Here is a 25,470-nt window from a genome sequence, read left to right on the forward strand (position 1 = left end):
ATATGCCTTTGAAATTGAAAGGAAATTACCATCGACTTGTCTAAAACATGACGACCAACCTTCTTCTCTAATGCCCTGATTTATAGGGCCTTTGAGATTAGTTTTAGACACATAGGTACCGAAGCGGACGCCCTATGTTACGTAGGTACTCGTTTCACGAGCGCTAGGGCATTGATAAGAAGCCTGTACCAAGCTAGCACCGTGATCGTGTAAGGTACCATCGCACTGATTTTTGACATATATTGCTGCATCTAGCTACAACAGGATGCGCAAATGGCAGCCACGATTGTCATCAAGAATCTAAAGCACATAAGACAACTGGAGTTCTCGATTCCCGGTCCGGGCGTTCATTTGTTAACGGGTGCCAATGGATCGGGGAAGACTTCCCTCCTAGCGTGCTTACTCCGCATCGGCAAGCCAAATGCATTTCCGCTGCATTTCCGTCCATCGTCAATCTCCCCCCGTATCGATAACTTCGACGGAGCCGCCGTCACATACGCATGCGACGGTCGCCAGGTGACCTACACATATGGTGGTACCAGGTGGGTCCCCCGGCCCAAATCGGGTGGCGATGTACTCGACGCAATCGGGTTTTCCGGCGTGAACTATGTAGGCGCGACCGCCGAGCGGATAACACCTAGGCCTGAAGAGGTTCGTCCCAATAATGTTCAAGCGGCTCCACCAGAGATTATTGCCGCCGCCAACCGAATTTTCGGCACAAGTAAGTTTACGGAACTGCGCACAATAAACGTGACGCGCGGGGTACAAACACCAGTCTATTTACTTCAAAAAACAACGCCTCCCGGCGAGCGCACGCAATACTACACCGAACGTAATTTTAGTCTTGGGGAGCTGTGCGTAATAAAGCTGATCAAGAACCTGATGACATGGCCGGCCAACTCGCTGGTGCTGATTGACGAACTTGAAATTGCACTACACCCGCGAGCCCAAATTGAGCTACATGATTATCTTCAAGAAGTTGCTGAAGCGAGAAATCTGACTATCATTTTCTCAACTCATTCGGTCAGCCTAATAAAGAGCGCCCCGCGCAGCAACCTGATATTCCTTGAAGCCCGGGGGGATGAGATCATCAGGGGTTACAAGGGGTGCTTTCCCACGTACATCCTGGGAAGCCTTGCCCATACTGAGGAGAGGGTGCCAGATAAGATCATCTACGTTGAAGACGAGGCCGCCGAAGCGTTCACGAGCGTGTTGGTCGATCACTGCCTCGCACTCATCTATCCGCCGGATCGTCCCATTCCTCGCCCTAGTTTTAGGATTGTTCCTCTGGGGACATACGATTCTGTCCTACGCTTTGTGGCTCGACAAGGCGAAATACTGCCGCAAGCGACTCAAGCATATGCCCTGTTAGATCAAGATGTCCAAACAGAGGTCGTCCCTGACTGGCAAACCAGGCAAAACTATCCCCGCTTAGAAGCACTCGCGCAGTTGGGAAATCAAGTCAAGTATCTGCCGACCACACCCGAAGTCGGACTCATAGACTACCTGGTGAACGACCAGGCAAACGCGGAACGGGCCTTACGCATTGCCTTTAACGACCCTCAACTCACATTCCGCCGGCAAGAGCTAGGCCCTCAGTTAAATCCCGAAGAAGGCAAGATCCGCAGACAGGCCAAGGTGGCGGTCAGGGTTGTCGTCGATACGCTGGCCGCCCGCTATCCTGCGCTTGGCAAACCCATGATTCGACAACGTTTGTACAGCACGCTCGCGAAGCATTATTTCAATACCCGCACTGACGATATGATTGAGCTAGTTGCCTCGATGCTGAGCTGACGCAGTCCGTACGGCGCATAACAGACTAACCATATACTGGCTCATCCAATGGAAGGGTGTGATGTGGGAGGGTGCGATGTGCAGCCACTACCAGAGCCTGAAAGACGCCGAGCTGCTGCTCAAGAAGTTCGGCGCGCCCAACAAGCCGGCCAGCGGCAAGTACGACATGTGGCCACGCTACCCGGGCGTTTTCATCCGGCGGCCGGTCGAGCATGAGGCCGGAGATGGGGCAGTGCCGGACCGCGAGGCGGTTGTGGGGCGCTGGGAGGCTGATCAGCGCGATGACGAAGGCCGACGGCCTGGACAAGGCCGGCAAGCTGTCGACCATCAACGCCCGCAGCGAGACCGCAGCGAAGTCATTCACCTTCGGCAACGCCTGGCGCCGGGCCCAGCACTGCATCATCCCGGCCGACGCCATCTTCGAACCTGACTGGCGGTCGGGCGCCGCGTTGGCGACCCGCTTCACCCGGGCCGACGGCGCGCCGCTGGGCATCGCCGGCCTGTGGGACCGCTGGCGCGACGCCGCCGGCCAGCTGCAGGAGAGCTACACCATGCTCACCATCAACGCCGACCAGGATCCACTGTTCCGCGACTACCACTAGGCCGGCAAGGAGAAGCGGATGGTCGTCATCTTGCCCGAGGGCGCCTACGGCGACTGGCTCACCGCACCAGCGGATGCGACACGAGACTTCCTGGTGCCCTTTCCTGTGGACCGCCTCGTGGCCACGCCCATGGAGAAATAGGCGTCAGCCTTTCACCTTGTCGCCTTGTCGTAGAGCGTGATCGCGGCAGCCAGGGACGGCTCCATACCGTGGCGCGTGCTGTTTGCCGCCCAGACCTCGTACTGCCACCGGTTCTGCGCGAACACCCGGCAGATGGTCCAACCGCCAGGCCCTGCCCAGTAGTATTCGTCCCGCTGCTGCCAGTCCGTCACGTCCGCCATGTTCCGTCCCCTCACGACCGAAATCGGGGCCTAATTGCGCCAATCTCAGACCAAATTATACTGTACAAACATACAGTATTTTTGAGCAAGACCGTGCAATTTCAGTGCAGCGTGCTACGCACACACCACCTCGGCGAGCGCCGCCGCGACAACGATCCAGGCCAGCCCATCGTGGGCACGGTCCGGATGTACTCCATGCTTCACAAGGGCCTGAATCGGCACGTTCCGCGCATGACCATGGACGCCCTGGCGAAGTTCGGCGCCACTGTGCCTAGCGCCATCCCGGATCTACTGGAACCTCAACTCCTGACGTTCGCCTCAGACCGAGGCATGATGGTGGTGGGGTTCGAGGAAATCGCAGGCTGTAGGTACTACCAGGGGTGGTGGATGCAGTGGGTGACGCCTTAACCTCATAGCAATTTTTCCGTCGTGTGGAAAAACAACATCCACCCAATCTCCAAACACGCGAGAAAAGAGGATAAAGAGAAAAATTAAAATCCACCAACACCCCTACAACAAGACGAAATCTCCCTTTAACGTCCCATATTTTTACGCCAAATACGAAACCAAAAAGAGGCGGAACTCCGCGTTGGGGATTGTACGCAACTGTTAGACTTCAATCCGTGGTCAAAGCCACAAAATAAAAGCCCCAGATCCGCTGCAACGGAACTGGGGCCGACCAAAATGCACGCGCTTACAGGCTGCGGTTCGTGCATCTAGGCGTGGTTTAGATAGCTAAACACAATGTGATCGTATTCGGGTCACCTATCCGCTGTCAAACGGCGCCGAGTTCCAAGTAAGCTCCTCTCCAAGGACCCCGCTTATGGACCTGGACTTTCCGGTTCGCCGAAAGGTGATTTTCGAGATCAACTTTCGTACGAACGTCCGGATCATGCGAATTCTGAACGGAATGCGCTTCCGGATAGTGATGACCCGCAAGTGATGAAACGCGAGCCGGCGGCTAGCCGTAGAAGTCGCCGGCCGTGTATGACTACGATCCTAGATCAGGCTAGGAGGCAAGCCGCCTGATGCCGCGACAACGCGCATTCATCGACCAGCCCCCGCATATCGTCTGAAATTGGGCTTCGCCTGAGCAGCCACGAGAGGCCAAGAGTAGTCTTGCCGCATGCACCCCTGGCCCTTCGACACCATCACGCCCGAGCGTTGGGCGGCCCTTCCGGACGAGGACAAGGCAATGATCGAGGCATTGACCGCCTCGTTCATTGCCGCGGTGGCGCGCCAGCGCCAAGTTGATACTCGTGCGCCTGCCTCCGATGACCGCCCCTACCCCGCCCGCCGGTGAGCCTTCTCGTATTCCGCGAGCATGGCCACGGCGAAATTCAACGACGCCTGCATCGAGGCCAACATCTGCCGCACCGTTTCGATGGGGTCCGTGATCGCCGGCGCAGCCTGGACGTCCCCCGCGCAAACAGCGGGCCTACGAATCAACGCCACGCCCTTCGGCAGCCGGCCACGGCGCGCTGCGTTCTTCACCGGCTGCAGGCCGGCAGTAGGTAGATAGGCAACCTCCGGCGCCTGGGACGCTTGAGCGAATTTTGAGTCGGTGCTAACTTCCATTTGTGATTCTTCCTTCCTACAGGGCTTGTCACAGACCTAACGCCTCGCTGGTTGCTGCCAGCGGGGCGTTTCCTATTGGGTCCGCCAGATCAGTATGCCTACCTGGTCCGGAGAGCCAAATTCTTTGTGCGACTTTTTGGTCTCTAACGAGACTGTTCTCATGGGCATCACCATCTCGGATGATGTAGGTGCGCGGTGTGCTCACCATGGCCTGGCCACGCCTCATGCGACATCCTCTTTCCTCAGCAGCGGTAGCACGGCGGACGACCACTTCACCTGCTGGATCGGCACGCCGGAACCATGCTTCTTGCCGGTGTCATAGATGCGTGCGAAAGATCGTCCGGCGTGCAGCGCCTCCCATTCGTCGCCGCGCTTGGCCTGCATCCCAGCCTCGGCCAGCAGCAGGTTCACCTTTCGGCCCGATAGGCCGCCCAGCATCTGGCCCAATTCGGTAGGCGTGAAAAAATGCGCTTCCTGGTGTTCGGCTTCCAGATGGGTGTGACCCAGTTGCTGCAACAGGTTGACCTGCGTGGCGGATATGACAGCCTGGTTGGCGGCAATCGCGGCCGCGTTCTTGTCGCACCCCAGCAACCGGGCAGCACGAAACAGCGGCGGGAAAGCTCGGGCGGCTTCTGTGACCGACCGCACAGGCGACGCGGCACGATAGCCACCGGTCTTCCGGATGGAAGGCAGGACTTCCTCAAACACCCAACGCTCAAACTTCGCGGCCCCTGGTAGAGCACTACTCACAACCAACCGGAATAAGTCAGGCTCGTTGATGATGCGGACCTCCTGCACACCGCCTGGCGTAGGCAGGGGGTGGTGCTTTACCACCCCCTTGCAATGCTGCTTGAGGGCATTCACGGTATCGGCGTAGCCGAGGGCCACCGCGACATCCTTGCCGACAAACCACGGTTCGCCGCCGATCTCAATCGCGCGGATGGAAAAACCATCCTTCTGGTAAGGCAGGATCTTGCTCATTGAAGAGTCTCCGCAACACAAAGCACCGTGCTTTGTTTGCGAAAATACTAGTACCGTGCTTTATTGCTGTCAAGCACGGTGATGTACTATCCTCCGGGCCATGGCACGTACAGATCCCCAAGTGAATTTCCGAATGCCTGCAGATCTCAAAGAGCGACTTGAGGATGCAGCAAAAAAGCAGGGCCGCTCCGTCACTCAGGAGATCATCCAACGGCTCGAGCACAGCTTTACGCCTTGGGAGGAAAGGCCCTGGGAAGAGCGCATGGTGACCGACATCAGTCGAGCCATGCTGAAGCTTTTGACCAAAGACGAATACAGCATGCTGCTGGATCGAGTCAAAGCTGCCGGCGGTGCCGAAACGGTGAATGGGTACGCTCCGGCGGTCGTTCGATCTGAAGGCGATTTACAGCCGCCTATCCCTGATGGCCCTCGCCTAATGGAGATGGTGGCCAGCCTTCCGCCACCTGAATCCGAGAAAGACGCCATTGCAACCCAGCTCGCGCTGGCCGTTCTGCGGATGACTGGGAAGCTTCCCGAACCCTCGTCAGAAGATCTCGTTTTGATCCCAACATCACGCGACGCGATGCTAAAACCGCTAAGCACGATCGCCGGCATTTTTGAGGGGCGGAACAAGGACAAGTACGGCAACCCCATTCTTGGTGACAACGGAACCCCCTCACGCACACCCAAGATTCCGGGTCAGAACGCACCAAAGAAAGGGCTAGGCCGCGCGCCAAAGGGCGACAAAGAGCAGAAGGACTGACCTCGCACCGGCCCGCCGAGACCGCTTCCAACATCGACACCCAAAAGCAAAGCCGGCAAGTTGCCGGCTTTTTGTCGTAGGGAAGGTCTGCTATCGAGGCTGCCCGCGATGCCGTCTACCCCAAAGACATCAGACAGATTTCATCTGACGGGTGATGACCGTCCACATCGCGAGGTCACCAAGACAGCCTCCTAGACTCTCTTCAAATCGACAGACCTCTTGTGCCGCTCAAGAACTGAGACGAAATCCCAATCGGGCAGCGCCGGCGTCCACGCACGGAATCCGTACATGCGGGCGATGTCAGTGGCTAGGACATGTCCTCTATAACCTACTAACGCGATTTCTTCACGTGCCCATTCAAGAGTCTGGGGCGGACCACTATGCTTCCAACATGAATAAAGATAGCTGCGATGAAACGAAACAACTAGAGGGAAGTTGAGTATCTGGGCAGCGAGCGACATTGGCATGTGCCTCAAATCTTCGCCGTCCGGCAGCCCCTCGAAGTCCGGTATCGAGTAGGACGGCTCCGTCTCATGTTCTGGGTCGTCCAGATATGCATGTATTTCTGTCGCCGCTTCGGCACATGCTACCGCATAGGCCTCCAACTTCACGCAAGTGGTCAAAGCCGCATTGCGGGAGGCTAGCCGATCACGCCGACGTTGAATGAACCATTGCGCGAGCTGGTTGATCATAGCTGCGGTGAGGCCCGTCCCCAACATTTGAATCCACCAGACTTCTACCATCGCGCCTTCACCTTAAAAAGTTAGCTTTGCGCATGATAAAGCGATTTCATGACGTTTAGGCCGCACTCATTGGCAGCTGCTGTTTAACCCAGAATGAGTTGACGAGAATTCACAGAACCAATCAGAATCTAACCTTCAGAAACCTATCCAACGAAATCGTGAATACTCTACCACCACGCCGCACCTACACTGCAGTAGAAATTGCCGACCGATTCCTCCAACATGTCGCAGTTGGGCATCAGTATCTAACACCTGACTTCACGCAGGGAAGTATTTTTACCGTTGAAGAGACGGGATCCAACTTCTACGCCATACGAACTGAATCTGGGCTGTCACGTCTGTCTATTGACCTTGAACGAGTCCAAGCCGCCTATCAGTTTCTTCTCGACAACAATGTAGGGCCAAACAACCCTATTGAAATCCGGTCATCCGACGATCTGGACACAGCCGGACCGCTCTGCCGAGCAACGAGACAAGGCCGACAGAGGACAATTAACTACATTCTTCCCATTCTGGCAGATATGGGCGTGGTTGGTCTCAACGGGCAAACACAACGTAACACGGTTTGGCTTGCGCCCAGAAACCGAGTTACGCCGCCGCATATCCCAGGGGATCAGTATTAATTGTGGGTTATATAGTTGCCGCACCGAACCTGCCATGCGCTTACAGTGCACAGAGACCGTAAGCGCTCTGCCAACGCCCAAACAGCGCAGTGCGTCATCATGTATCTTTTTCGGTCGATGGCGATATTTCCACAACGCTCGCGACGCCCATACCTATCTCGCAATACATTTCCTCCTCCCTCAAAGACTGGAGCGTTTTTACCGCATCCAATTTCAAACAACGTGAGCACTCAGAAATATCATAAAAGCGCGCCCCCCGCCGTTCCACCCACCCCAAAAAGAACATTCGAAACCCAATTTCAAATATTAAAATATCAAATAATACCCAATCATCATGGACATACCTAGCGACCTAACCACCCCTCATGATTACCATATTCTGAGTGAAGCATTAACCAGGGCGCTTCAAAGCCCTTCTACGAAACAAAAAAAAATCCACAAAAAAACCAAGAAAAAAATTTATGAAGAATTCCACGTAAAAATCCCAGGTAAATCCAATTACGAATACTGGGAAATAACTGAAGTCCACCAAGACAAAGCATCCATAAAGGCATATGGAATTCCTGACCAAGACACTTCCAACCAGAGCTTTGTTTGCTTAACTCGAACCCCAATAACAATTGAGCATCATTTCGCTCTAAGAAAATATAAATTCAACTCACCAGCCGACTTTATTTCACACATACGGAAAGGTCAGCACCTCCTAGACTACCATCACGACACAATTGCACAATGGGCATTCAACAAGAAGAATCTCCTCCGATCCGGGAGAATAACAGCACTAAAAAAGGCGGTACTTATCGCAAAAACCGAACGGAGCCCAACCATCTCAGTTCAAAGCTTCCTCCCCTCCAAAAAATGGCTACTCCGCCACCCAGATTACAGCAAATCTTTAATAAGCTGGGAATATGTTCTCAACTCATTGGTTGAAACAAAAGAATTAGAAAAAGCAAATGGAAACAAATACAATATAACCCCCCGCGCACTCATTACATTGGACAAATACATCCAAGAAACCAGGAGACACAGAAATCAGATCGGGTTTCAAATCCTTCTAGGGATCCTTTCCGCCGCCATTGCCATCCTTGCCGCCTTTATAGGGCGATTAAAATAATAAACGTTTAGCAATCATCACCACGCCGACCGAAGTTACAAAGAAACGACTTTCAACCTTTACAACCACCCAGATACATCATGTACTTGTTCTTCAAAAAATTCTCATAGAGGGAATGGAAAAAACTTCTTTTTAGCCAGCCCGCCAAGTGACGCAGCTACTAGGGCCACGCCCTGACCACAGCCCGATGCCTCGCTGCACACTGCCCATACAAAACAGCTAGCGCCAGATAGCTACGCGCAAAGTCGTCCCAGCTATCGCTGGTCACCTCGGGCACCGGCGGGCACGGCTGGGCTAGGTTGGCCGGCAGAATTGGCCAGGCGGACGGCTTCGTTGATATGCTGCAGCCGCCCAACGTCAATACGGCAACCAGCAGGCAAAGGACTTTGGACTTCGACACGGGTGTACCTCTCGATGATCTTGGGCGCGGCGGCGCGCAGCACCGCCATGTTCGCTTCGAATGTGGTGGCGATGGCGGCCAGACGGCCGGTCTGGGCCTTGAACTCATTGAGTTCGGCTAGCGCATGATCGGCGTTGGCCTTGGCGATGCCGTCGTGGTAGCGGCTGGACCCGTACAGCACCACACCGGCGCCCAGCACCAGCACCACCGCGGCGCCGCCGATCCAGGGCGCGGCCATCCTCCAGAACGGGTTCACGGCTGCACCTGCGCGACGACCTGGCGATAGAGATCCGGCCAACTGTCCGGCTTGGGCTTGCCCGGCCGCCAGGTGCGCAGGTACAGCGCCCATCCAGCGTCAGCGTCACCGATAGTCGGCAGCGCCTTCGGATCGGTCCACAGCAGCAACCGCGCCACACCTGCAGCCAGCACGTCGTCATATTCCAGCGCCGCATAGATCGCATCGGGATCGCACGCCACGCTACGGGCCTTGCACAGCACTGCCAGGTGGCCCTTGCTCGCTGGGTGCAGGCATACGCCCCAGACGCCGCCACGGCTCGCTCTTGAACCTTTTTCGAATTGCCAGAAACCGCGCGCCGGCCCACCGATCTGCCGCCGGTGCTCGAACCGGCTTTCCTGCAGGCCGATGGCCAGCAACATGACGCGCGACGCAGGCGTATCCATGCGAGCCGGCAGCAACGCCAGCGCCGGCTCGATCGCCCGCTCTACAACCTCTTTCAAGTCCATGCTCATCCCTCCCCGCCAGTCCGGCGCCACGGCAATAGCGCCAGCACCTCTTTCACCCAAGCCACCACCCCAATTTCCCGAATGCGCGACATCCACTGCATATAGGCGCCCAGCACCCACCAGGCCGGCAGGCCCGCGAGCAGCATGCTCGGCCCAAGGACATAGAACCTCGCCAGCGCCAGATCGTCACCGTCGGCACCATGCCGGGCGAGCCAGGTCATGGCTTCCATCAGGCTGGGCTTCCACGTAAGGACGGCGACCGCCAGCGCTGGCCCGAAGATGAACGAGCAAGCGACCGTGCATATCGAGCGCACGGTGAACTCCCTTGAGGTCTTGGGCGGCATGATCAGCAGCCCGAGGATGGCGGCCAGCGCGGCAGGCGCGCCGTAGGCCAGCGCCACTTTCACCGCGGCGCCGCCGCCGAAGCCGGCAGATGTGGGTTCCATGCAGAAATTCCTTTGATGGGGTCGCATTGCTGCCTCCCGGATGGACGAAAAAAAGACCGCCGAGGCGGTCTATGAGCGATGTGGATACGGGCGCCTGATCAGCGCAGGGACAGCCAGGCCGGCGCCACGGGGCGCAGATCGGTCGACGGGAAGCCTTCCGTCTCCGGCCACTGTCGCAGGGAGTGGCGGAACTCCTGCAGCTCCTGGTACTGCTCAGCGCTCAATGTGGTCGGCACAGCGTTTTCTGTTTCGTCTCGATGACGCTGAACCAGGGCATCGGTGGCATTTAGCTGTGCACCGCGCCAAGCGCGTTCAGTGGCCATCTTTTCCGCCTGCCACGCGGCTTCGTCACGCACCCAGGCTCCGTCTTTCCAGACGCTCCAGGCGTCGGGCCGGGGATTGGCAGTCAGCCAGGCGGGGATGGGGCCGATGCCGTTGTAGGTTTCATCGGCGTGCTGCGCACCGAACGGATACACCGAGCCGTCGCTGGTGCGATACAGCGTTTCGATGCGATGATCCTCTTCCTCGATCCAGCCGTCGCCGGCATCATCAGGGCGGTACGCGATGCCGGGCTGCATTTCGGGCGGGACGCGGTCGATGGCGCCACCGGGGATCAGGAACACGCCCGGCTCCAGCGGCGACTCGTCGGCAATGGTCGGCCCGACCAGGTAGCCATCCGGCCCCAGCTGCGAGACGATTTTGGTTTTCTGGATGTCCATGGATTTCTCTTAAATCTTGATGCAGGCCATTAGCGCGACGTTGCGCGGCCTGACGAAATAGGCAGTGTTGTCATTCGCGCCGCCTCTAACCAGGGTGCTGGCGACATAGAAAGTCGAATCTGATCCGACAGTGCGGCTTTCACCTCCTTCGCCGAACAGAACCCCATCGACGTTCCGCATGCCAATAGCAAACGTGCCCGCGGCGTAGCCTACGTAGTTGTCAATCAGCAGGCGAATTGCTGTGGCCGCCTGCGCCGAACCAACAACCCGGCCGCTATCGACGCCTCGGCTGTCATCCCAACCACGGATAAATTCGCCGCGCTGATCGGGCAAGCCAAATGTCGTAGCGCCATCACCAACGCCGAACCTTGTCCCAATGACCGAGAAAATGCCGGCGAAGGCGGTTCGGGATGCCTCAGTGCCGTTCGCCTTCAACCAGCCCATCGGAACTTGATCCGTTGCGAAGTAAGCGATCTGGCCGCAGTTTGGTGACCTATAGCCGGTGTAGCTGAGCGTGCTGACCCAGCTCCAGATTTCACCGAACTCGGTCACGAAGACAGGACCAATGTTAGTGACGGGCAGCGCGTTGGCCGAGCACTTGCGCAGGGAGTTGCCGGATACGAATGCCGTGGTGGCGAGCCGGGTGCTGTTGTCCGTCAGCGCCGGCGTCGGGGCGGTAGGCGCACCCGTGAACGCTGGGCTATACAAGATCCTCCGAGCCATGTCGATGATGGCCTCGGCAATGCCGAGATCGCTGAACACCTGACCTGGCGTCTTGAAAGTCATCGGCGCAGTGCCATTGCCGACCAGGTAGTTGCCGGGTGGAATCCAATTCAGCCCTGTGCCACCATTCACCGGCAGCAGCACGCCCGTGGCCGCGCTCATGCTCAGGCCTGTCACCTGCAGCGCCACATCCGCAGATCCGTCGAACAATTTGGCTCGCGCCGTCGCCCCGCCGCTGATGGAGATATTGCGCGGCGTTTCCCATTTGGAGGCCGCGCCTACCGTCATAGATGGGGCCCTTTCCGGCAGGCGCTCAACCGGCACGGTGCCAGCGGTCAGCCTCGAGGCATTCAAGTTCTGGAATGCGTACGAGATCGCATCGCTACCCGCCGCCGTGAGCTCCCGGCCGGTCAAGGTGGCCACGGCCTCCAGATGCCGGTAAACCCAGGTCAGCTTCTGATCCGTGAACTGCTGCACAGCATTGAATTGCTCCACCGTCGGCGGCAACGACCCGATGTAGGCCCACCCTGTGCTGTACTGGGCAGCCGAGATCCGGTCCGTGGTGCCGTTCTGTGCCCACGTTGCCTTGAAGAGCTGGAAGAAGTTGGTTTCAGCCATCAGTGAATTTCCCGCGCCAGCACGCCGGCGCCAAAACCGTAGAAACCCTGCTCACGAAAGCCAAACGGCTTTTCCGTTGAGCCGGAGATAATTTGCACGCCCACGCCAGCGGCCGCCGGCACCCATTTGTAGGGATTGACCATCAGCGGGTCGTTCGGGCCTGGAATCCGGCTGACCCAAATGCGGATCTTGGCGTTGCCGGCGTCCTGCACCACCACGTTGTTGACGTCGAAAATCGGTTTGAGTGAGGCCATGATTTCGGGCGTCGTGCCGTGGCCGTTGTTCAGGGCGATCTTCCAATACAGCAGCTTTCGGTATTCGGCATCGAGCAGCCGGGTCGAGCCAGCCACCGACCGCTCGTTGGATCGGCGCAGTCGCACCTCACCAAAGCCGCCGACGTTTGGTTGCCCGGCAAAGCCGAAGAACCGCACATAGATCGCGTCATCGATCATGCGTGGCAGCCCGACGATTTCGCCAATGCCGTCGAGCTGCCGCCCCTCGGCCGTATCCAGCCAGCGCTGCTCGTACATGGCGAGCAACGCGCCCTGCAGGCCGTCGACCGGCTTCAGCAACGCCTTGACCAAGGCTTCAAGCCTCGGCTTGCCTTGGAACTGGCCCAGCCAGTGGGACCAGGCGATGCCGGCATGGTCTTGCTGCAGATCCATCAGGTCACCTTGATACGAGATTGGTCAAACACGGCCACCTGGGAATCCAGGATGTCGATGTTGGACGTGGTGTAGTCAGCCTGGCGGGGAACGAACGTGGGATCCGTGGAATAGGCCAGCCGCAGATCCACCGTGGCAATGCCCGGCGTGCGGTAGATCGCGCCGAAGAGCCGCTGGCGGATCACGTCGTCCCCGATCGAGAAGCCATCTCCCGCCGCGGCGAGACTTGCCGTGATCGCGTCGAATCCATCCGGCGGGAACGCCTGTTCAGAGGGCGGCAGCAGCGTCACCGCGCACCACACCCAGACAAAGACCCGCTGCGGCCGGTCGAACTGGATGGGATGCCGGGCGCCTTGCTTGTCGGTCACAACCACGCGTGTCGCCCCATGGGTATCGATGCCGCCCCCTTTGGTCCAGAAGATTGCCTGGGCAACTTCGTCGTCCAGGCCACCGTCCACGACCACATGGATGCAATGCGGCGGCCGGCCTGCCACGTCAACGTCATCGCTGGTGTTCTGGAACACACGTAGCGCCCGTACGCCAGGCACCTGATCCCGGATGTTTGGCGCGAGGCTTGGCAGGGTCGCCGCACCGAGGCGGAACAAGCCGGTGGGATATCGCGCTCGCAGCGCGGCGTCATTCTCGGCCAAGCGCCCCGGAACGCCGGCCTGCAGGTTCTCCACCGCATCCCAACCATCCACGGCCGTCACGATGCCATTCAAGTCGCCCGGCGCGGCCGCTTCTTCCGACGGGTCGGCCGAGACGGCCAGCGCCGGTGAGCCCAGGCGCACCAGGTCCAAGTTCGGTGACCAGGTGAAAGCGCGCGCCACCCGGCCATCGGTTCGAAGGCGAATAGCCGCGCCGTCGCTGGAAGCGGCCAGGCCTGTGGACGCCAACGCGGCCACGAGGCCGGCCAGGATCGTCGGCAGGTTGGTGGTGGGACCGGAAGTGTAGGAGCAGGCGTGGCCGTCGACGGCCACCTCGTACAACGCCGCGGGCGTCACCACGGGTCGCAGCCAGACATCCGCGGCGGCGGTTCTGCGGATCTGCGCATCCCCGACGAGCGCCCAGAGGTTCTGGCTGACCCGGTGGCGCACCAAGGCGCCGGCGGGAACAGCCGTACCCTCAACTCCATACAGGACGACATAAGCCCGTGCCTGCTGGTCAGGTTGGCGCGTCACCCCGGTGAAGGCGACCGACCGATCCAGCGACACGCCGACGGCCGAGCCTGGATACATCGACAGGTAAACGCCCTCCATCTGCTCCCAGAGGGCCGCCGCTCGCTCGGCGAAGGTGTCGATCAGCAGGCCGATGACACTGTCTGGCCGCGTTTCGATGGCGTCGTTTACGCCTGCCGCCCTCAAACGGGCGCGCAGGTCTTCGATGATTTCCTGCCGGATTTCAGGCAGGCGCATGCGGACGAACCCGTCCGGCGTGAGACCGTAGGCCATGGATTACTCAAGAAAATGGTTTCAGGGGCGATGCAGGTCGACTACCTGGGCAAGCAGGCCTGCCGACGTGTCGGCCTCGTAGGAGACGCGCAGAAGCCGGCGGCCGTGATCGATTTCCAGACCCAGGCGCCGGACGCGGGACACGCCAGGCACGTCACCGATCCGGGCGCGAAACGCAGCCTCGACCGCGGCTCGGTTGGGGGCCTTTACCAGGACTTCCTCGAAGTACGGCACGCCGAAGCTGGTATCGAGGAACCACTCGCCCAGGAAAGCCAGCAGCGTCACCTTGATCTGTTGCGCCACCTTGGCGGCGCCGTCGATCAACGAAGCGCGGCCGACAAGGTCCAGCGCCAGGTCGTGATCGTCGGACAGTGCAAGATCGATCGTCATCAGACAGGTTTCTCCGTCATTCCGCCCATGCCGTTGGGATGCACGTGCGTGGCACCTACATCCTTGCCGTCATGAGTAAGCCGGCCGCCCTCGAACGCCACACCGCCGCGGACGGTCATCGATGCACCGCCCTCGCCTCCTTCGCCGGACAGGCCCTGCGTGTACCGCAGCGGCCCGTTCACGGTCAGCGACGTGTTGAACGTGGTCTGCTCGGCCTGCACTGTCCAGGACGCCACCACGAAGCTCAGTGCGCCGGTGGGCGACAGTTTCATCGAGGCCTGGCCGTACTGAATGCTCAGATTCTCGGTATCGGCCCTGGCGACTCCCGGCCGCACCACGGGGCTGGCGAACGCATCCGACAGGTCGAACTGACGGGGATCGTCGGGCGGTCCATCGTCGCCGGCCAGCCAGTTCTCGATGGAACGGGCCGAAAACGACAGCGTGATCGGGTCGCCTGGCTTGAGCGGTACGGATATGAGCGCCAGCGCGCCGTTCACATCCCCGGTGAACCACCTGACCGGCACCCGGACGATCTGGGGCGGTTTCAGGACTTCGCCGTTTGCCAGGCGCTTGGCCAGGGCCGGGCGAGCGGTCACCGTGACGCCGTCATAGGACACGACTTCCCCCGGCAGGGTCGTATACACGTCCGCCAGCTCGGCGTCGATCAGGGCCCGAAGCCCCGCGATCGGGTTTTTCATGTCTTTCTCTTCTCGCGATGCGGCAAATGCGGATCGACCAACTGCAGCTCGGACTGCCAGTCGCCGCCGGCACTGTCGCCGTAGTGACGCACCGCCTCCACCCGCTGGAAGGCCTGCACCGTGCGGCTCTCCAGTTTGACCAGGTCGCCAGGATTGATCGTAGGCAGCAACAACGAAGTCACGCGCCAGCCGTCGAGCTGCTGGCGGGCGCTGACCAGGCGGACGTCGTCGTTTGTCTGGCTGTCGCGCACACGGGCTTTTTCCCTTGCCGCCTCGCGCGTGCGCTCCGGATAGCCAATCAGCCCGGTGTCGGCCGCCAGCACCACGGCCTTGCGACGGGTCGTCCCGCGCCGGCGCACAACCTGCAATTGCTGGTTCTGGATCGACCATTCCAGGCCGGTGCCCTGCGTCACCTTGTGCAGCGCGGTGCGGGCGGCTCCGTAGAACGAAAACCCCTGCTGCCATCGGCGGTCCGGCACGTCGTCGGCCATCACCAGGGGCAATCCCATCTGGCGCGCCACATCCCGGATGATGGCGCTGGCCTGCGCGCCCGGCCCCAGGCCAATCGAGACGACGGTGTCCCTCACCTCGGTGTAGCCGTCCTTCACGGCAAGCTCCGTCACCACATCCGGCAGTTCGTACCAGGTGTATGCGTAAACCACGCTGCCCGACGCCATCAACAGCGGCCCGCCCTCTTCGGCATAGCCGGCGTACAGCACGCAGCGCAAACCCGGCTCCTCCAGCGCCCGGCGAGTGTCCGCGGCCAGGTTGTAGATCCTGATCTTGTGGTCGTTGGGCTCTTCCTGGGCGTCCTTGCTGACTTCGAAGGTGACCCGCATGGGCTGCCGGATCTCCAGCCCCTTCTGGTTAGGCTTGCCCACCAGCAGGCGGTACACGCGATCAAACCGCGCCATGGGCCACCTCAGCCGCCTCGACGTACACCAGCGCCACCTTGCCGGCAGGTAAGGCCTGCCGGTCGATCGCATCGCGCCGGTCGGGCGCCAGCGCCACCAGCTCGCCGGCCGGCACCGCCAAGTGCCGATACAGCGCCAGCAACGGCGAGTCGGGCACAACGGCGATGCCGGCGACGATCACCTCGTTGTAGGCGTTCTCGATGGACAGCGTCCATCGTTCGGCCTCGCTGTTCCAGGACAGGCCCAGAAAGAACGTGGCGCCGTCCAGCTCCACCTCAGTGAGGCTGTCATTGGCGTCCAGGATCGGTATCTGCAGCATCGCGTCATTTCCCGAAGATGACCTGTTTGATCTTCCCGATGATTTGGCCGGTATCGCTCTTGAGCACCGACACTTCCTTGGGGGTGGCCTTGCCGGCGTTGGTCTTGGTGGCGCCCGCCTTGCCCTTCACGCCGCCCTTGACCTTTTCGGGCGGGATCACGGCCTGGCGCATCGCGACCTTGCGGATCTTGCGGAAGTCCGCGCTGATACTGAACCGCTCGCCGTCCTCGTTGTTGCGGTCGATATCGCACCGCTCCATGGCGAACCCGACATAGACATCCAAGCCGGTCACCACGGTCACTGGCAGCCGGTCTGCGTGGATCTTGCGCAGCGCCTCTTTGGCCCCGATCAGCTTGGAGCGGCCGCCTCCGCCATGCCCGCCAATGCGCGAAGCGATCGTCTTCATCCCGCCCAGCAACGAGGCTTCCGCCGCCGTCACCCAGCCTTCCAGGGTAAGCAGCTCCGATTCCTGGACGACATGGTCGGTCACCGGCGGGCCGTCCTCGACCGGGTACTCGGTCGCCCGACTGTTGAGCGAGGTTCTCTCGCTGATCAGGGCATCCAGGGGCAGCACGCCGATGCTGCTGCCCCCGCCCCACCCGAACACCATCGACACGAAGCTCATCGCGGCTCTACCCCTACCTTGCGGCTTCTACGCCCGTATGAAAGTCCAGAAACTCTGCCAGGCGGTCAATGCTGCGCCGCTGGGTGTTGGCCAAGCCGCGCGCGGTCGCGCCGGCAACCGCGCTCGGATCGGCGCCAGGCGCATTGACCGTGGTTTCGTTGTGGATCTCTACGGTCATAGGGCCTCGCCCACCAGGCGCGCCGGCGCGCACGGCAGCACCGGCCGACACGAGCGGAACACCCGTGCCGTTTGCAAACGCCTGCCAGACAGCCTTGTGGCCCAGCAGCTCCTTCGGGGCGGCCATGGCGGCCTTCTGGTCGTCGGTCAGCATCTCCCCCGGCAGCAGCCGCTCCAGCCACTTCGCGGCCGCCTCGACCTTGTCGGTAATCCACTTGGTGATGGCGGCCCCGATCTCCTGGATCTTGGCGATCATGCGGCCGCCGATATCCTCGAAGAACTTCCACAACCCGCTGAAGGCGTTGCGCCAATGCGCGATCGCGCCGTCCCAGTCGCCGGTGAACAGAGCAACGACGCCCCTCACCAGCCCCACCCAGAACGTCCACAATGCGTCGATGTACTCGAGGACCGGCTCGAAGAAGGTCCCTTTGGCCTTGCTCCGCAACCAGGTCCAGGCGTCACCCAGGGCCTTGTTGATCTGATCCCAGTACTTCCAGATCAGCCACAGGCCGCCGATGACGAGCGTCGCGACGCGGCCCCACGGCGTCATCACGAAGGCACGCCATAGCATCGGCACCACCCGCGTCGCCAAGAACACGAACACATTGCGGACCACGCCCAGGACCCACAACAGCCCTCGGAAGATCTTCCATAGCCCATAGGCCATGATCAGGATCGTGCCAAGCCCCTTGAGCCAGGGCTTCAGGTCCTGACCAGCTCCGCCGAGCATGTCCTTGATCTGTATGAGGAAAGTCTTGACCGTCTGGATCTCGTCCTTCCATTCCTCCACCGGGCCGATCAGGTCACCCAGCATCGAGTCGCCGCCCCGATACCAAACGCCAATGTCGTCCATCAGCAGGTAGATCGTGTACAGCAACGCAGCCATCCGGAGCATCGGCACAAGCGTACGGTTCCAGAGGGCGAGCATCCGGCGCGCGCCGGCGGGGCCGCGGCGTAGCGCCATGGCCGTATCCAGCCCGATCGCCGCGCGCGTGGCGGAGACCAGCGAACGGATGAGCCCGCCCGATTGCACCGTGGCCAGGCGAAGCCAAGCCCGCAGCTTCACCAAGCCCCAGGCGCCGCCGGTCAGGGCCAGCAGCCCAACCACCGTCTGAATGTGATCGGCCAGGAACTCAATGGCGCGGGTGACAGCCAGCACCGCCTGGCGCCCGAGCCAGGCCTGCCCCCAGAACCGCTGAAAGGCGTTGTTCCAGACCGTCATGGCGTCCGCCATGGTCACCGGCATGTCCTGCGCCTCGATGCGCATCTTCACCAGTTGCGACTGGAGCGCCGGCAGGAACCTGTCGCTGGTGAGGCGGCCGGCCTTCACCTGCTCGAGCAGCTTGTCCGTGGTTAAGCCCAGCCCGTCCGCCAGCGCCACCTGCAGGCGAGGCGCCGCCCGCATCAGCGTGCTGTACTGGTGCATGGCCAGCTTGCCCTGCATGATGGCTGTGGTCAGCGAGGCGATGACCGATTCCTGGTCCTGCGCCTTGGTGCTGGATAGCGCCATCCCAAGCGCCAGGCCTTCCGTCACGTCCACCGTGTCCTGGGTGCTTTTGCCCAGGTCGGCCATGGTGCGGCGCGTGCGGACGAACAGCTCGGCGCTGGACTCGTACGATTTGTAGGCCAGGCGGGCCACGCGGGCCAGTTGTTGATCAACCTCCGTGTACTCCTGCGCCGAAGCGGTCGCCTGGCGCATGCGGGCCTCCATCTGGCCCCACGCATCGATGTCGCTGAAGATCCGCCGGACAACAGCCACGCCAAACACCGTGCCGACGATCTTGCGCAGGCCCGAGAAGGCGCCGGCCTGCTCCTTGAGTACGCGCACGCCCTGCCATTGCGCGCGGGTCATTCTGTCCTGAGCCTGGCGCGCGTCCTGGATGCCCAGGCGAATGCCCTCCCAGGTGCCGATTCCGATTTCCCGAACCGTGTGCAGGCCGCTGCGCGCCTTGGCCATGAGGGTGCCGTAGGCGGCCTGAACCTGCCCAATCCGAGCTCGCGCATCCGCGACGTTGACCGGAAAAGCCGATGCCGCCCCAACGCCGGCCACAGCCTCCGCCGCGCCACGAGGTGCGGACGGCAGACCTACGGACGTAGGCGTGCTGATGGCCGGCGTGGGTACCGCTGCGGGCCGCAGCGTAGCAGCCTGCCGCAAGCTCTCGCGCATGCGTTGCACGGCGGATTCTGTGACCCGTGCAATGGCGTTCTGGACATCCGCGTAGGCCTGCTGGTACCGCTGCAGGCCCGAATCGTCCACCTCGTACCGCAGGAGGGTAACCAGCTCGCGAACTACATTCATCGGTCTTTCCTATTGGCGTGGGCCTGCTGGGCCTCCTGCGCGTCCATCAGGGCATTCAGCTTCAGGATGTCCAGCAGGTCCACATGCCCCTGGCGCGCTGCCTCGGGACTGACGAGACGGGCCAGGATCGGCCGCCAGATGATCAGCTCTCGCTCAAAGTCGGGGCGGAAGACGCCGACAGATTCCCCAGCTTCCCGCGGGCCAGACCAAAGCGGCTGGCCCAACGCGCCAAAGGGCCGGCGAAGTTGTGCATCAGGACGTGGTACATGAGCTCCAGGATTTCGGAGAAGTCCTGGAAGGCCAGCCCGCGATGGGCATCGGTGAGCTTTTGCGGCTCGCGGCCATCAAGTTCGAAGCTGACGTTGTCAGGGCCGACCAGCAGCCCAAACCACTTCTGCAGGTCGTCACCACCCAGGCGGCTGGACAGGTGTCGCAGGGCTTGCATGACGGCCTGCTCGTCCTGCAGTGTGGCCTCGCCAGCCCCAGCCGAGCCGTCGCTCGCTTGGCCACCCACGACGGCACCAAACAGCGAACCGGCGGCTGGCAAGATTTCTTTCTGCAGGTCGCCCAGGAGCTTGAGTTGGGTGAACGCGTCGAACTTGAGGATATGGAAGGTGGTGGTTCCAATGGGAACCGACAGCGTGCGACTCATCAGCTATTGCCTCCGATGACGTTGATGGAAGGACCCGTTTCGATCACCCATTCACGGGTGCCGACCTTGGCGCCGTAGCCGGCTTCGGGGCTTTTGACGATCCAGGCGGAATCCGAGGCGTGCAGCGACTTGCCCCGCAGGTCGGTCACGGCCACAGGCACGGCGCCGTCGCCGTCGGTGGCCTTGTCGGCCTGGTGCAAGGCCGACAGATGCGCGTTGCTGGCGCTGGTTTGCAACAGCGTCACGGTGATGCGCAGGCGTGTGTCGCGCGACATGGCGCGGGCCACCTCGCCATCGACGCCCGAAACCGAGGTAATTCCCTCGCCGATCTCGGCCACGGTGACAAAGGTGTCTTCGGCCAGGCCGCTGAGCGCGATCGCGCCCATCACGATCTTTACCCGGCTCGGGGCATAGCTTTTTACGGACATGCTCAGGTGCTCCGCTTAGATTTGTTGATAGGTCAGGTTGCCCTTGATGTCGCCGACATGGATGGCGCCGGCCAGTCGAGCGCTGAACTTGAGATCGCGCAGGACGCGATTGGCCTTGTCATTGGTGGGAATGTTCATCGACAGCGGCGCCGAGATCACAAAGCCCGGGATGATCTTGCCGGCGGCGTCGACCTCATCGGGCGCCACCAGGCCGCGGGCCTGGGCCAGCATCAGGGCCTTGCGCACGCCGGCCACCAGAACCTGGATACCGTCGTCGGTGAACGGCACCTTGCCGGGTGCGTTGACGAGCTGGGTGGCCACCTCGATCTTGACCTGCTCGGCCAGCCAGTCGCGGCCGCGGATGACGTCGATCCACTCGCCCGCGGCCACCTTGCCGTTCTGGGTCACGGCGAAGCTGCGCATCTGCTCGAAGGTGTTGGCGTTCTTGGCGTGCGCCGCCAGCGCCTGGCCCTCGGCCAGCCCGTCGTAGGTAATGCCGGCCAGGCGCGCGTTGGCCCAGGTTTCCCCGCCCGGGTAGAACGTGAAGCGGTTGGCCGCCACCGCCGCATCCAGCGCCTCGCTGTCAGCCTTACCGTGAAACCAGACGTGCGTGCGGAAATACTGCTTCTGCTGGCATTTCGAGGCCAGATCGTCGGTGGCGGCCGCGTCGAGGATGCCGGCCTGGGCGCTGGAAACGCCAAACAGCCGTCCGTTCGATTCGACCCATTCGGCCGCGTCGAGGATATCCTCCTCATAGCGGCTGGCCAGGGCAACGCCATACCAATCAGCGTTCTCCTTGCTGCAGGCGGTCAGCGCAGCCGTAGGCGTTTCCTGGCTGCGGGCAACATTCAAGAACAAATCGCCTTTAACCGAGACCGCCACGGCAAGGCCGGCTTGCTTGGCGGTGATGTAGATATCCGAGCCAACCGAGGTCGGCGACACCGGGGCGCCACTGTCGACGATGGCCTGAACCAGGCCGGCGGCTATGTCCGCCGGCGTGCTATCGGCCCGCCCCGTGAATCGGCACGCCACCAGCGGCAAGGTGCCACTCGAAACTGGCCAGGACAGCCTGATCACATAATCGCTGGCGCTTGCACGCGTAACCGCGACATGCGAGGTCTCGATGTGGCGCCGGCCGACGAAGACTCGCCGCACGGTCGGAATCTGCTTGAAGGCGTCGCGCACAGCGATGTACAGCGGGTCGGCCTGGCTCAGGCCCAGCTCCAGCAGTTCGGCCGCCTCCGAGACGACCAGGATGCGGCCGACCGCCAGCGCGTGCGCGCCCAGCACCAGGATGTCCGAGAAATTCTGCTGCTTGATCGCGGTGGTGTTCAGGGAGATCGCCACATTGACGATCCGTTCAAGGTTTGCCATGCGTGGCTCCAGTAAAACAGCCGCCAGCAAGGCGGCCAGGTGGCAAAGGGGAAGCGGCCGCGCGCCTACGTGGCGGGCGCGACCGATTCGATAACAGGCACGGCCGCCAGGCTCGCGACGACATAGCGCACGCCCAGCTCCAGGAGGGCGCGCTGCTCATACCGCGCACCCTCGCGCAAGACGGGGATGTTCTGCAGACGGCCTCGATCAAAGACCGCCAGGCCAAGGGCTTCGGCGCGCTCCTCGAGTTCAGGTTGCTGCAGGCGTAGCTGAAGCGTGTCCAGGCCGTCATAGGCGCCGGCGCCGAACCCTTGCAGCTCCACCGTGGCGTCATTGTGTTGAGATATCAACGCGTTGCCGTCCTCATCCACCTCGCCCTGCTCGGCCCGGCTGGCCTGCGCCCAGCGCACCGCCATGGCGATGTACGGCGGCGCCGGCCGTGTGCCGTTCTCGTTGGCAAAGATCACGGGGATGCCGGCGGCGGCCGCCTCGATCAGTTCGAAAATCGCGTCTTCCGGTGTCATGGTTGTCCTGCGGATGTATGCGCCGATGGGACTATCGCGCCCGTGCTTGCACGGTCTGCGACTCGGCGCCGCCCTCTCCGGTGACCTGGATTGCCCGGCCGGACCCAGGGAGAGACCCTGCGGACGCTTAGCCCCGTCCGCGCCCGGTCCAGGTGGCCGGGGTGTGCTGGGAATTCTGTTGTTCCTGGTCGGCCAACAGCACAGCCAGGTAGCGGTAATGGGGAATGACGCCCGACTGCCAGGGCGCCACGCCCACCAGCAGGTATTCACCCGCCAGTGGCCCCGCGCCCCAGACCAGCCGATCACCGCCGGTCCAGTCCTGGCCGGCCACGCTCAACAGCTCGCAGGTGTAGATCCGGACGGCCGCCCGTATGCGGCGCCCTTCGGGGGTTGCCTGCAATTGCTCGTAGTCGCCCACCTTGGCCGGCTGCACCGAGGCGGAAATGGTTCTATCGGGAATGGGCTCGCCCTCGATCCAGCGCCCGCGCTCCCGGCGGCCGGGCAACTGGCCACGGATGACATGCGGCTTTCGGAAACTCACGCCACTACACCTTCTGGTACCGGACAGCGTTCACCAGCAGCCCGTGGTCGATCAGGGGCACATCGCTCCCCTTCCTGGCCACCGTCGATTTCGCGTTGGGCTTGGCCCATTCCTTGGAATGCTGGATGTGCGCCTTCTGGTGCTTTTCAGCGAACGTACCCAACTGATCCAGAGCCTGCTCCACGGTCAAGCTGCCGTCTTGGACGGCGCCCGCCATCCGCTCCATGGCCACGCCCAGCACTTCGCCATTCTTCTCGGCAAAGTCGCGGATGGCTGGCCGGGCGGGGATGTGCTCAGTGCCCAGCTCGTTCCAGATCGCGATGTCGATCAGCTCGATCCCCGTCTTCGGGTCTCGGCCGGCGTCCCGCTGAATGCCAAACTCGACGCCGCGTCCGTTGAGGGCCTTGGCAAGACGCGCGTGCGCCTCCAGCCCCTTGTCGATCGCCTTAACCGCCACGGGGAATGCTCCTTATGGTGGCCGCGCCAACCTTGCAGATGCGCGCCAGCCGTTGGTACCTGTCGTAGAAACCCGCTGGATCCTCCGCGCCGGCCACTCGGCCATAGACGCGCTGCAGGTCGCCTTCCTTCTCGCTGACCACGCCAGGCCTCGCCACCACGCCGTCGGCGTCCGCTGCGCGCTGTGCCTTGATGCCGTATAACAGCCAGGCGGCGTACCAAAGCTGCGCCTCATCCTGCAACTTGGGGGGCAGGCATGCCGGCCGGTAGTCAGCGGCCATGGCCAGCGCCCGCTCCTTGTCCGGCGCCGGCAAGCTGGCCACCGCCGGCGCCAGGAAATCCAGATCGTCGATGGTGGCCGCCATGCTTACGACTCCTGCGAGCCGCCGCCGGCGGGCGTATCGCCGCCGCCTGCGCCCGGAGCGGCAGCCTTCAAGGCCTCGTACAGGCCCTGCAGCTCCGGCTTGGAGGCGGATGGCGAGTACTGGGCGCCCTGCTCATCGAGCCAGGCTTTCAGCTCCTTGACCGTGGACGGCTCCTTGTCCACCTTCGCCGCGGGGGTCGGCTTATCACCGCGGCTCGGCGGCACAGCCGGGTCCTCGCCAGGCGGGTCCGTCTCGACCAGCAGCTCGCGGTCGATCAGGTCCTGCACGCCGCGGTCCTCGGGGTTGACCCACGCGGCGCGCGTCGGCGCGATCACGGTATGGCCACCGATGTTGATGACCGCCTTGGTTCGGTTTTCGCAATACAGCATCAGATATCTCCCTTCGCCATCGACAGCGGGTAATACACGACCACCCCGCCGGCACGAGCCAGGCACGGCACGACGAGTTCAAGGCCTCGGGCCTGCGCCGCCAACTGGTTGAACGGCATCGGCAGCTCCATGGCGAGGTTTTCCTCGCTGTACTCGTAGGCCAGGATCAGATCCTTACCGTTGGCGCCCGCCCCCTTGAACTCGGCGGCGCCGATGATCTGCAGGCCGGGATGCTTGTCCAGGAAGAACTGGCCCACCGTCTTGCCATTGGAATCCGGAACGCGGCGCGAAAAGATGCGGCTGCGCTGTTCGGTCGGCATGACGATGCGGGTGGGCGTGTGCACGTCCTTGGACTGGTTGGTCACCGCGTCGTAGATCATGTCCAGGTCGGCCAGGATCTGGTCGGGGGTCGTGGCCGGATTCAGCCAGTCACCGTGCAGCCCCACCACCAGCGGCACGTTCGGGTGGTTCACCAGGCCGTACAGGCCAAACTTGCGATCGCCGATCAGCGCCATCTGGTTCAGCTTGATCTCGATCGCCTTGCGGGCTGCCATCGACTTGCGCGTGGGCAGGTCGCTGCGGTTGGCGGCGGCCGCCCGCAGCTCCATCACGCTGTAGCCGTAGGAGTCGCCGATGTTCTTGATCTGGGCAACCTTCTCCTCGCCCTTCACGTCCGCGCGCGGCAGGTCGTCGGCGTAGTTGGCGACAATCTTGGCCATGCCGACCTCGTCGTACATGAAGTACGTGAAGGTCTCGGCCCACTCGGGCACCTCGGTGGAGATCGGCACCAGCGTCAGGCCCACCATGGGCGGCAGCTTCTTGTCGTAGGTCCGCGTCTTGACGTAGTCCAACTGGCGGGCGCTGAAAAGACCTTCGTCCTCGCGCATGCCGGCCAGCGCCACGACGATTTTCTTCACGGCCGGCAGGTCGGCCTCGTCGTAATGCTCGTGTTTTTCCATGCTGATTCCCAATGAAAAAGGCCCCTACGCGGGGCCTTGGGGGTGATTGCAGATG

At 61.8% G+C, this 25,470-nt stretch carries 31 protein-coding genes and 1 pseudogene; 5 read left to right on the forward strand and 27 right to left on the reverse strand.

Going from position 1 to position 25,470, the window contains the following annotated elements:
- Positions 1–273 precede the first annotated feature (273 nt).
- Both HV742_RS26220 and HV742_RS26225 read left to right on the forward strand, forming a co-directional pair.
- On the forward strand, positions 274–1,794 hold the full coding sequence (locus tag HV742_RS26220; protein ID WP_175146746.1) for an AAA family ATPase: 1,521 nt from the start codon (positions 274–276) through the stop codon (positions 1,792–1,794).
- A 76-nt stretch (positions 1,795–1,870) separates the two neighbouring features.
- Positions 1,871–2,537, forward strand: a pseudogene (locus HV742_RS26225) (SOS response-associated peptidase).
- 11 nt (positions 2,538–2,548) lie between these two features.
- Here the strand turns inward: HV742_RS26225 and HV742_RS26230 are convergent.
- Positions 2,549–2,737, reverse strand: a complete 189-nt coding sequence (locus HV742_RS26230) for a hypothetical protein (RefSeq protein ID WP_175146747.1) — start codon at positions 2,735–2,737, stop codon at positions 2,549–2,551.
- A gap of 81 nt (positions 2,738–2,818) precedes the next feature.
- On the opposite strand from HV742_RS26230, the gene HV742_RS26235 reads away from it, so the two are divergent.
- A complete protein-coding gene (locus HV742_RS26235; RefSeq protein WP_223821377.1) occupies positions 2,819–3,145 on the forward strand; it encodes a hypothetical protein in 327 nt (108 codons plus the stop codon).
- 876 nt (positions 3,146–4,021) lie between these two features.
- On the opposite strand, the gene HV742_RS26240 is transcribed toward HV742_RS26235, so the two are convergent.
- Together HV742_RS26240 and HV742_RS26245 are read right to left on the reverse strand one after the other, a co-directional pair.
- Positions 4,022–4,315 carry a hypothetical protein gene (locus tag HV742_RS26240; RefSeq protein WP_026385306.1) on the reverse strand — a complete coding sequence of 98 codons (294 nt, stop codon included), beginning with the start codon at positions 4,313–4,315 and terminating at the stop codon, positions 4,022–4,024.
- A gap of 222 nt (positions 4,316–4,537) precedes the next feature.
- Positions 4,538–5,296: a BRO-N domain-containing protein gene (locus HV742_RS26245; RefSeq protein ID WP_175146748.1), complete on the reverse strand. Its 759-nt coding sequence runs from the start codon at positions 5,294–5,296 to the stop codon at positions 4,538–4,540.
- A 100-nt stretch (positions 5,297–5,396) separates the two neighbouring features.
- Between HV742_RS26245 and HV742_RS26250 the strand changes: the two genes are divergently transcribed.
- Positions 5,397–6,059, forward strand: a complete 663-nt coding sequence (locus tag HV742_RS26250; RefSeq protein ID WP_155868127.1) for an Arc family DNA-binding protein — start codon at positions 5,397–5,399, stop codon at positions 6,057–6,059.
- A gap of 191 nt (positions 6,060–6,250) precedes the next feature.
- Here HV742_RS26250 and HV742_RS26255 read toward each other — a convergent pair whose 3' ends face one another.
- Positions 6,251–6,802, reverse strand: a complete 552-nt coding sequence (locus HV742_RS26255; protein WP_175146749.1) for a hypothetical protein — start codon at positions 6,800–6,802, stop codon at positions 6,251–6,253.
- A gap of 957 nt (positions 6,803–7,759) precedes the next feature.
- On the opposite strand from HV742_RS26255, the gene HV742_RS26260 reads away from it, so the two are divergent.
- The gene (locus tag HV742_RS26260; RefSeq protein ID WP_175146750.1) at positions 7,760–8,539 is read left to right on the forward strand and encodes a hypothetical protein; all 780 of its coding nucleotides are present in this window, start codon (positions 7,760–7,762) and stop codon (positions 8,537–8,539) included.
- 160 nt (positions 8,540–8,699) lie between these two features.
- Here HV742_RS26260 and HV742_RS32600 read toward each other — a convergent pair whose 3' ends face one another.
- The 23 genes from HV742_RS32600 to HV742_RS26370 form a co-directional block, all read right to left on the reverse strand.
- On the reverse strand, positions 8,700–8,879 hold the full coding sequence (locus HV742_RS32600) for a hypothetical protein (RefSeq protein ID WP_437340603.1): 180 nt from the start codon (positions 8,877–8,879) through the stop codon (positions 8,700–8,702).
- Positions 8,794–9,195, reverse strand: coding sequence for a hypothetical protein (locus tag HV742_RS26265; protein ID WP_254601260.1), 402 nt, complete (start codon positions 9,193–9,195; stop codon positions 8,794–8,796). The genes HV742_RS32600 and HV742_RS26265 overlap by 86 nt, the downstream gene beginning before the upstream one ends.
- Positions 9,192–9,683: a hypothetical protein gene (locus HV742_RS26270; RefSeq protein ID WP_175146751.1), complete on the reverse strand. Its 492-nt coding sequence runs from the start codon at positions 9,681–9,683 to the stop codon at positions 9,192–9,194. Before HV742_RS26270 ends, HV742_RS26265 begins: the two co-directional genes overlap by 4 nt.
- Before the next feature lie 2 nt (positions 9,684–9,685).
- The gene (locus tag HV742_RS26275) at positions 9,686–10,129 is read right to left on the reverse strand and encodes a hypothetical protein (RefSeq protein ID WP_054446237.1); all 444 of its coding nucleotides are present in this window, start codon (positions 10,127–10,129) and stop codon (positions 9,686–9,688) included.
- A gap of 98 nt (positions 10,130–10,227) precedes the next feature.
- Positions 10,228–10,848 carry a phage tail assembly chaperone gene (locus tag HV742_RS26280; RefSeq protein ID WP_217482421.1) on the reverse strand — a complete coding sequence of 207 codons (621 nt, stop codon included), beginning with the start codon at positions 10,846–10,848 and terminating at the stop codon, positions 10,228–10,230.
- Positions 10,849–10,857: 9 nt separating this feature from the next.
- Entirely contained in the window at positions 10,858–12,189 is a 1,332-nt protein-coding gene (locus HV742_RS32145) for a phage tail protein (RefSeq protein ID WP_217482422.1), read from the reverse strand.
- The gene (locus HV742_RS26290) at positions 12,189–12,854 is read right to left on the reverse strand and encodes a baseplate wedge 1 family protein (protein WP_175146752.1); all 666 of its coding nucleotides are present in this window, start codon (positions 12,852–12,854) and stop codon (positions 12,189–12,191) included. The genes HV742_RS32145 and HV742_RS26290 overlap by 1 nt, the downstream gene beginning before the upstream one ends.
- Complete coding sequence (locus HV742_RS26295; protein ID WP_175146753.1) at positions 12,854–14,305, reverse strand: baseplate J/gp47 family protein; 1,452 nt, start codon at positions 14,303–14,305, stop codon at positions 12,854–12,856. The genes HV742_RS26290 and HV742_RS26295 overlap by 1 nt, the downstream gene beginning before the upstream one ends.
- Before the next feature lie 21 nt (positions 14,306–14,326).
- Positions 14,327–14,695: a contractile injection system sheath initiator gene (locus HV742_RS26300; protein ID WP_059269816.1), complete on the reverse strand. Its 369-nt coding sequence runs from the start codon at positions 14,693–14,695 to the stop codon at positions 14,327–14,329.
- Positions 14,695–15,393: a Gp138 family membrane-puncturing spike protein gene (locus HV742_RS26305; protein WP_175146754.1), complete on the reverse strand. Its 699-nt coding sequence runs from the start codon at positions 15,391–15,393 to the stop codon at positions 14,695–14,697. Before HV742_RS26305 ends, HV742_RS26300 begins: the two co-directional genes overlap by 1 nt.
- Positions 15,390–16,307: a phage protein gene (locus tag HV742_RS26310; RefSeq protein ID WP_175146755.1), complete on the reverse strand. Its 918-nt coding sequence runs from the start codon at positions 16,305–16,307 to the stop codon at positions 15,390–15,392. The genes HV742_RS26305 and HV742_RS26310 overlap by 4 nt, the downstream gene beginning before the upstream one ends.
- Positions 16,294–16,626 carry a phage baseplate plug family protein gene (locus tag HV742_RS26315; RefSeq protein WP_175146756.1) on the reverse strand — a complete coding sequence of 111 codons (333 nt, stop codon included), beginning with the start codon at positions 16,624–16,626 and terminating at the stop codon, positions 16,294–16,296. The genes HV742_RS26310 and HV742_RS26315 overlap by 14 nt, the downstream gene beginning before the upstream one ends.
- Before the next feature lie 4 nt (positions 16,627–16,630).
- Complete coding sequence (locus HV742_RS26320; protein WP_175146757.1) at positions 16,631–17,251, reverse strand: phage baseplate protein; 621 nt, start codon at positions 17,249–17,251, stop codon at positions 16,631–16,633.
- A 13-nt stretch (positions 17,252–17,264) separates the two neighbouring features.
- Entirely contained in the window at positions 17,265–19,727 is a 2,463-nt protein-coding gene (locus HV742_RS26325; RefSeq protein ID WP_175146758.1) for a tape measure protein, read from the reverse strand.
- 142 nt (positions 19,728–19,869) lie between these two features.
- Positions 19,870–20,379, reverse strand: a complete 510-nt coding sequence (locus HV742_RS26330) for a phage tail assembly chaperone (RefSeq protein ID WP_175146759.1) — start codon at positions 20,377–20,379, stop codon at positions 19,870–19,872.
- Positions 20,379–20,807, reverse strand: coding sequence for a phage structural protein (locus HV742_RS26335; protein WP_045953074.1), 429 nt, complete (start codon positions 20,805–20,807; stop codon positions 20,379–20,381). Before HV742_RS26335 ends, HV742_RS26330 begins: the two co-directional genes overlap by 1 nt.
- Before the next feature lie 15 nt (positions 20,808–20,822).
- The gene (locus HV742_RS26340) at positions 20,823–22,181 is read right to left on the reverse strand and encodes a DUF3383 family protein (RefSeq protein ID WP_175146760.1); all 1,359 of its coding nucleotides are present in this window, start codon (positions 22,179–22,181) and stop codon (positions 20,823–20,825) included.
- A 65-nt stretch (positions 22,182–22,246) separates the two neighbouring features.
- Positions 22,247–22,705, reverse strand: a complete 459-nt coding sequence (locus tag HV742_RS26345; protein WP_175146761.1) for a phage neck terminator protein — start codon at positions 22,703–22,705, stop codon at positions 22,247–22,249.
- Positions 22,706–22,832: 127 nt separating this feature from the next.
- Positions 22,833–23,246: a hypothetical protein gene (locus HV742_RS26350; protein WP_175146762.1), complete on the reverse strand. Its 414-nt coding sequence runs from the start codon at positions 23,244–23,246 to the stop codon at positions 22,833–22,835.
- A 4-nt stretch (positions 23,247–23,250) separates the two neighbouring features.
- Positions 23,251–23,703, reverse strand: a complete 453-nt coding sequence (locus HV742_RS26355) for a hypothetical protein (protein WP_175146763.1) — start codon at positions 23,701–23,703, stop codon at positions 23,251–23,253.
- The gene (locus HV742_RS26360; RefSeq protein WP_175146764.1) at positions 23,693–24,067 is read right to left on the reverse strand and encodes a DUF4054 domain-containing protein; all 375 of its coding nucleotides are present in this window, start codon (positions 24,065–24,067) and stop codon (positions 23,693–23,695) included. The genes HV742_RS26355 and HV742_RS26360 overlap by 11 nt, the downstream gene beginning before the upstream one ends.
- A gap of 2 nt (positions 24,068–24,069) precedes the next feature.
- Positions 24,070–24,456: a hypothetical protein gene (locus HV742_RS26365; protein WP_175146765.1), complete on the reverse strand. Its 387-nt coding sequence runs from the start codon at positions 24,454–24,456 to the stop codon at positions 24,070–24,072.
- The gene (locus tag HV742_RS26370; RefSeq protein WP_054506655.1) at positions 24,456–25,415 is read right to left on the reverse strand and encodes a DUF2184 domain-containing protein; all 960 of its coding nucleotides are present in this window, start codon (positions 25,413–25,415) and stop codon (positions 24,456–24,458) included. The genes HV742_RS26365 and HV742_RS26370 overlap by 1 nt, the downstream gene beginning before the upstream one ends.
- Positions 25,416–25,470 lie beyond the last annotated feature (55 nt).

This window comes from Achromobacter ruhlandii, from assembly GCF_902859695.1.
GTDB lineage: Bacteria > Pseudomonadota > Gammaproteobacteria > Burkholderiales > Burkholderiaceae_B > Achromobacter > Achromobacter ruhlandii.

Coding starts and splice junctions, on each gene's coding strand:
- HV742_RS26230 (WP_175146747.1), bottom strand. CDS start 2,737: ATGGCGGACGTGACGGACTGGCAGCAGCGGGACGAATACTACTGGGCA.
- HV742_RS26365 (WP_175146765.1), bottom strand. CDS start 24,456: ATGCTGTATTGCGAAAACCGAACCAAGGCGGTCATCAACATCGGTGGC.
- HV742_RS26270 (WP_175146751.1), bottom strand. CDS start 9,683: ATGGACTTGAAAGAGGTTGTAGAGCGGGCGATCGAGCCGGCGCTGGCG.
- HV742_RS26370 (WP_054506655.1), bottom strand. CDS start 25,415: ATGGAAAAACACGAGCATTACGACGAGGCCGACCTGCCGGCCGTGAAG.
- HV742_RS26305 (WP_175146754.1), bottom strand. CDS start 15,393: ATGAAAAACCCGATCGCGGGGCTTCGGGCCCTGATCGACGCCGAGCTG.
- HV742_RS26255 (WP_175146749.1), bottom strand. CDS start 6,802: ATGGTAGAAGTCTGGTGGATTCAAATGTTGGGGACGGGCCTCACCGCA.
- HV742_RS26335 (WP_045953074.1), bottom strand. CDS start 20,807: ATGTCCGTAAAAAGCTATGCCCCGAGCCGGGTAAAGATCGTGATGGGC.
- HV742_RS26325 (WP_175146758.1), bottom strand. CDS start 19,727: ATGAATGTAGTTCGCGAGCTGGTTACCCTCCTGCGGTACGAGGTGGAC.
- HV742_RS26345 (WP_175146761.1), bottom strand. CDS start 22,705: ATGACACCGGAAGACGCGATTTTCGAACTGATCGAGGCGGCCGCCGCC.
- HV742_RS26250 (WP_155868127.1), top strand. CDS start 5,397: ATGGCACGTACAGATCCCCAAGTGAATTTCCGAATGCCTGCAGATCTC.
- HV742_RS26340 (WP_175146760.1), bottom strand. CDS start 22,181: ATGGCAAACCTTGAACGGATCGTCAATGTGGCGATCTCCCTGAACACC.
- HV742_RS26360 (WP_175146764.1), bottom strand. CDS start 24,067: ATGGCGGCCACCATCGACGATCTGGATTTCCTGGCGCCGGCGGTGGCC.
- HV742_RS26245 (WP_175146748.1), bottom strand. CDS start 5,296: ATGAGCAAGATCCTGCCTTACCAGAAGGATGGTTTTTCCATCCGCGCG.
- HV742_RS26280 (WP_217482421.1), bottom strand. CDS start 10,848: ATGGACATCCAGAAAACCAAAATCGTCTCGCAGCTGGGGCCGGATGGC.
- HV742_RS26260 (WP_175146750.1), top strand. CDS start 7,760: ATGGACATACCTAGCGACCTAACCACCCCTCATGATTACCATATTCTG.
- HV742_RS26295 (WP_175146753.1), bottom strand. CDS start 14,305: ATGGCCTACGGTCTCACGCCGGACGGGTTCGTCCGCATGCGCCTGCCT.
- HV742_RS26320 (WP_175146757.1), bottom strand. CDS start 17,251: ATGAGCTTCGTGTCGATGGTGTTCGGGTGGGGCGGGGGCAGCAGCATC.
- HV742_RS26315 (WP_175146756.1), bottom strand. CDS start 16,626: ATGCTGCAGATACCGATCCTGGACGCCAATGACAGCCTCACTGAGGTG.
- HV742_RS26310 (WP_175146755.1), bottom strand. CDS start 16,307: ATGGCGCGGTTTGATCGCGTGTACCGCCTGCTGGTGGGCAAGCCTAAC.
- HV742_RS26330 (WP_175146759.1), bottom strand. CDS start 20,379: ATGAGTCGCACGCTGTCGGTTCCCATTGGAACCACCACCTTCCATATC.
- HV742_RS26275 (WP_054446237.1), bottom strand. CDS start 10,129: ATGGAACCCACATCTGCCGGCTTCGGCGGCGGCGCCGCGGTGAAAGTG.
- HV742_RS32145 (WP_217482422.1), bottom strand. CDS start 12,189: ATGGCTGAAACCAACTTCTTCCAGCTCTTCAAGGCAACGTGGGCACAG.
- HV742_RS26300 (WP_059269816.1), bottom strand. CDS start 14,695: ATGACGATCGATCTTGCACTGTCCGACGATCACGACCTGGCGCTGGAC.
- HV742_RS26220 (WP_175146746.1), top strand. CDS start 274: ATGGCAGCCACGATTGTCATCAAGAATCTAAAGCACATAAGACAACTG.
- HV742_RS26290 (WP_175146752.1), bottom strand. CDS start 12,854: ATGGATCTGCAGCAAGACCATGCCGGCATCGCCTGGTCCCACTGGCTG.
- HV742_RS26240 (WP_026385306.1), bottom strand. CDS start 4,315: ATGGAAGTTAGCACCGACTCAAAATTCGCTCAAGCGTCCCAGGCGCCG.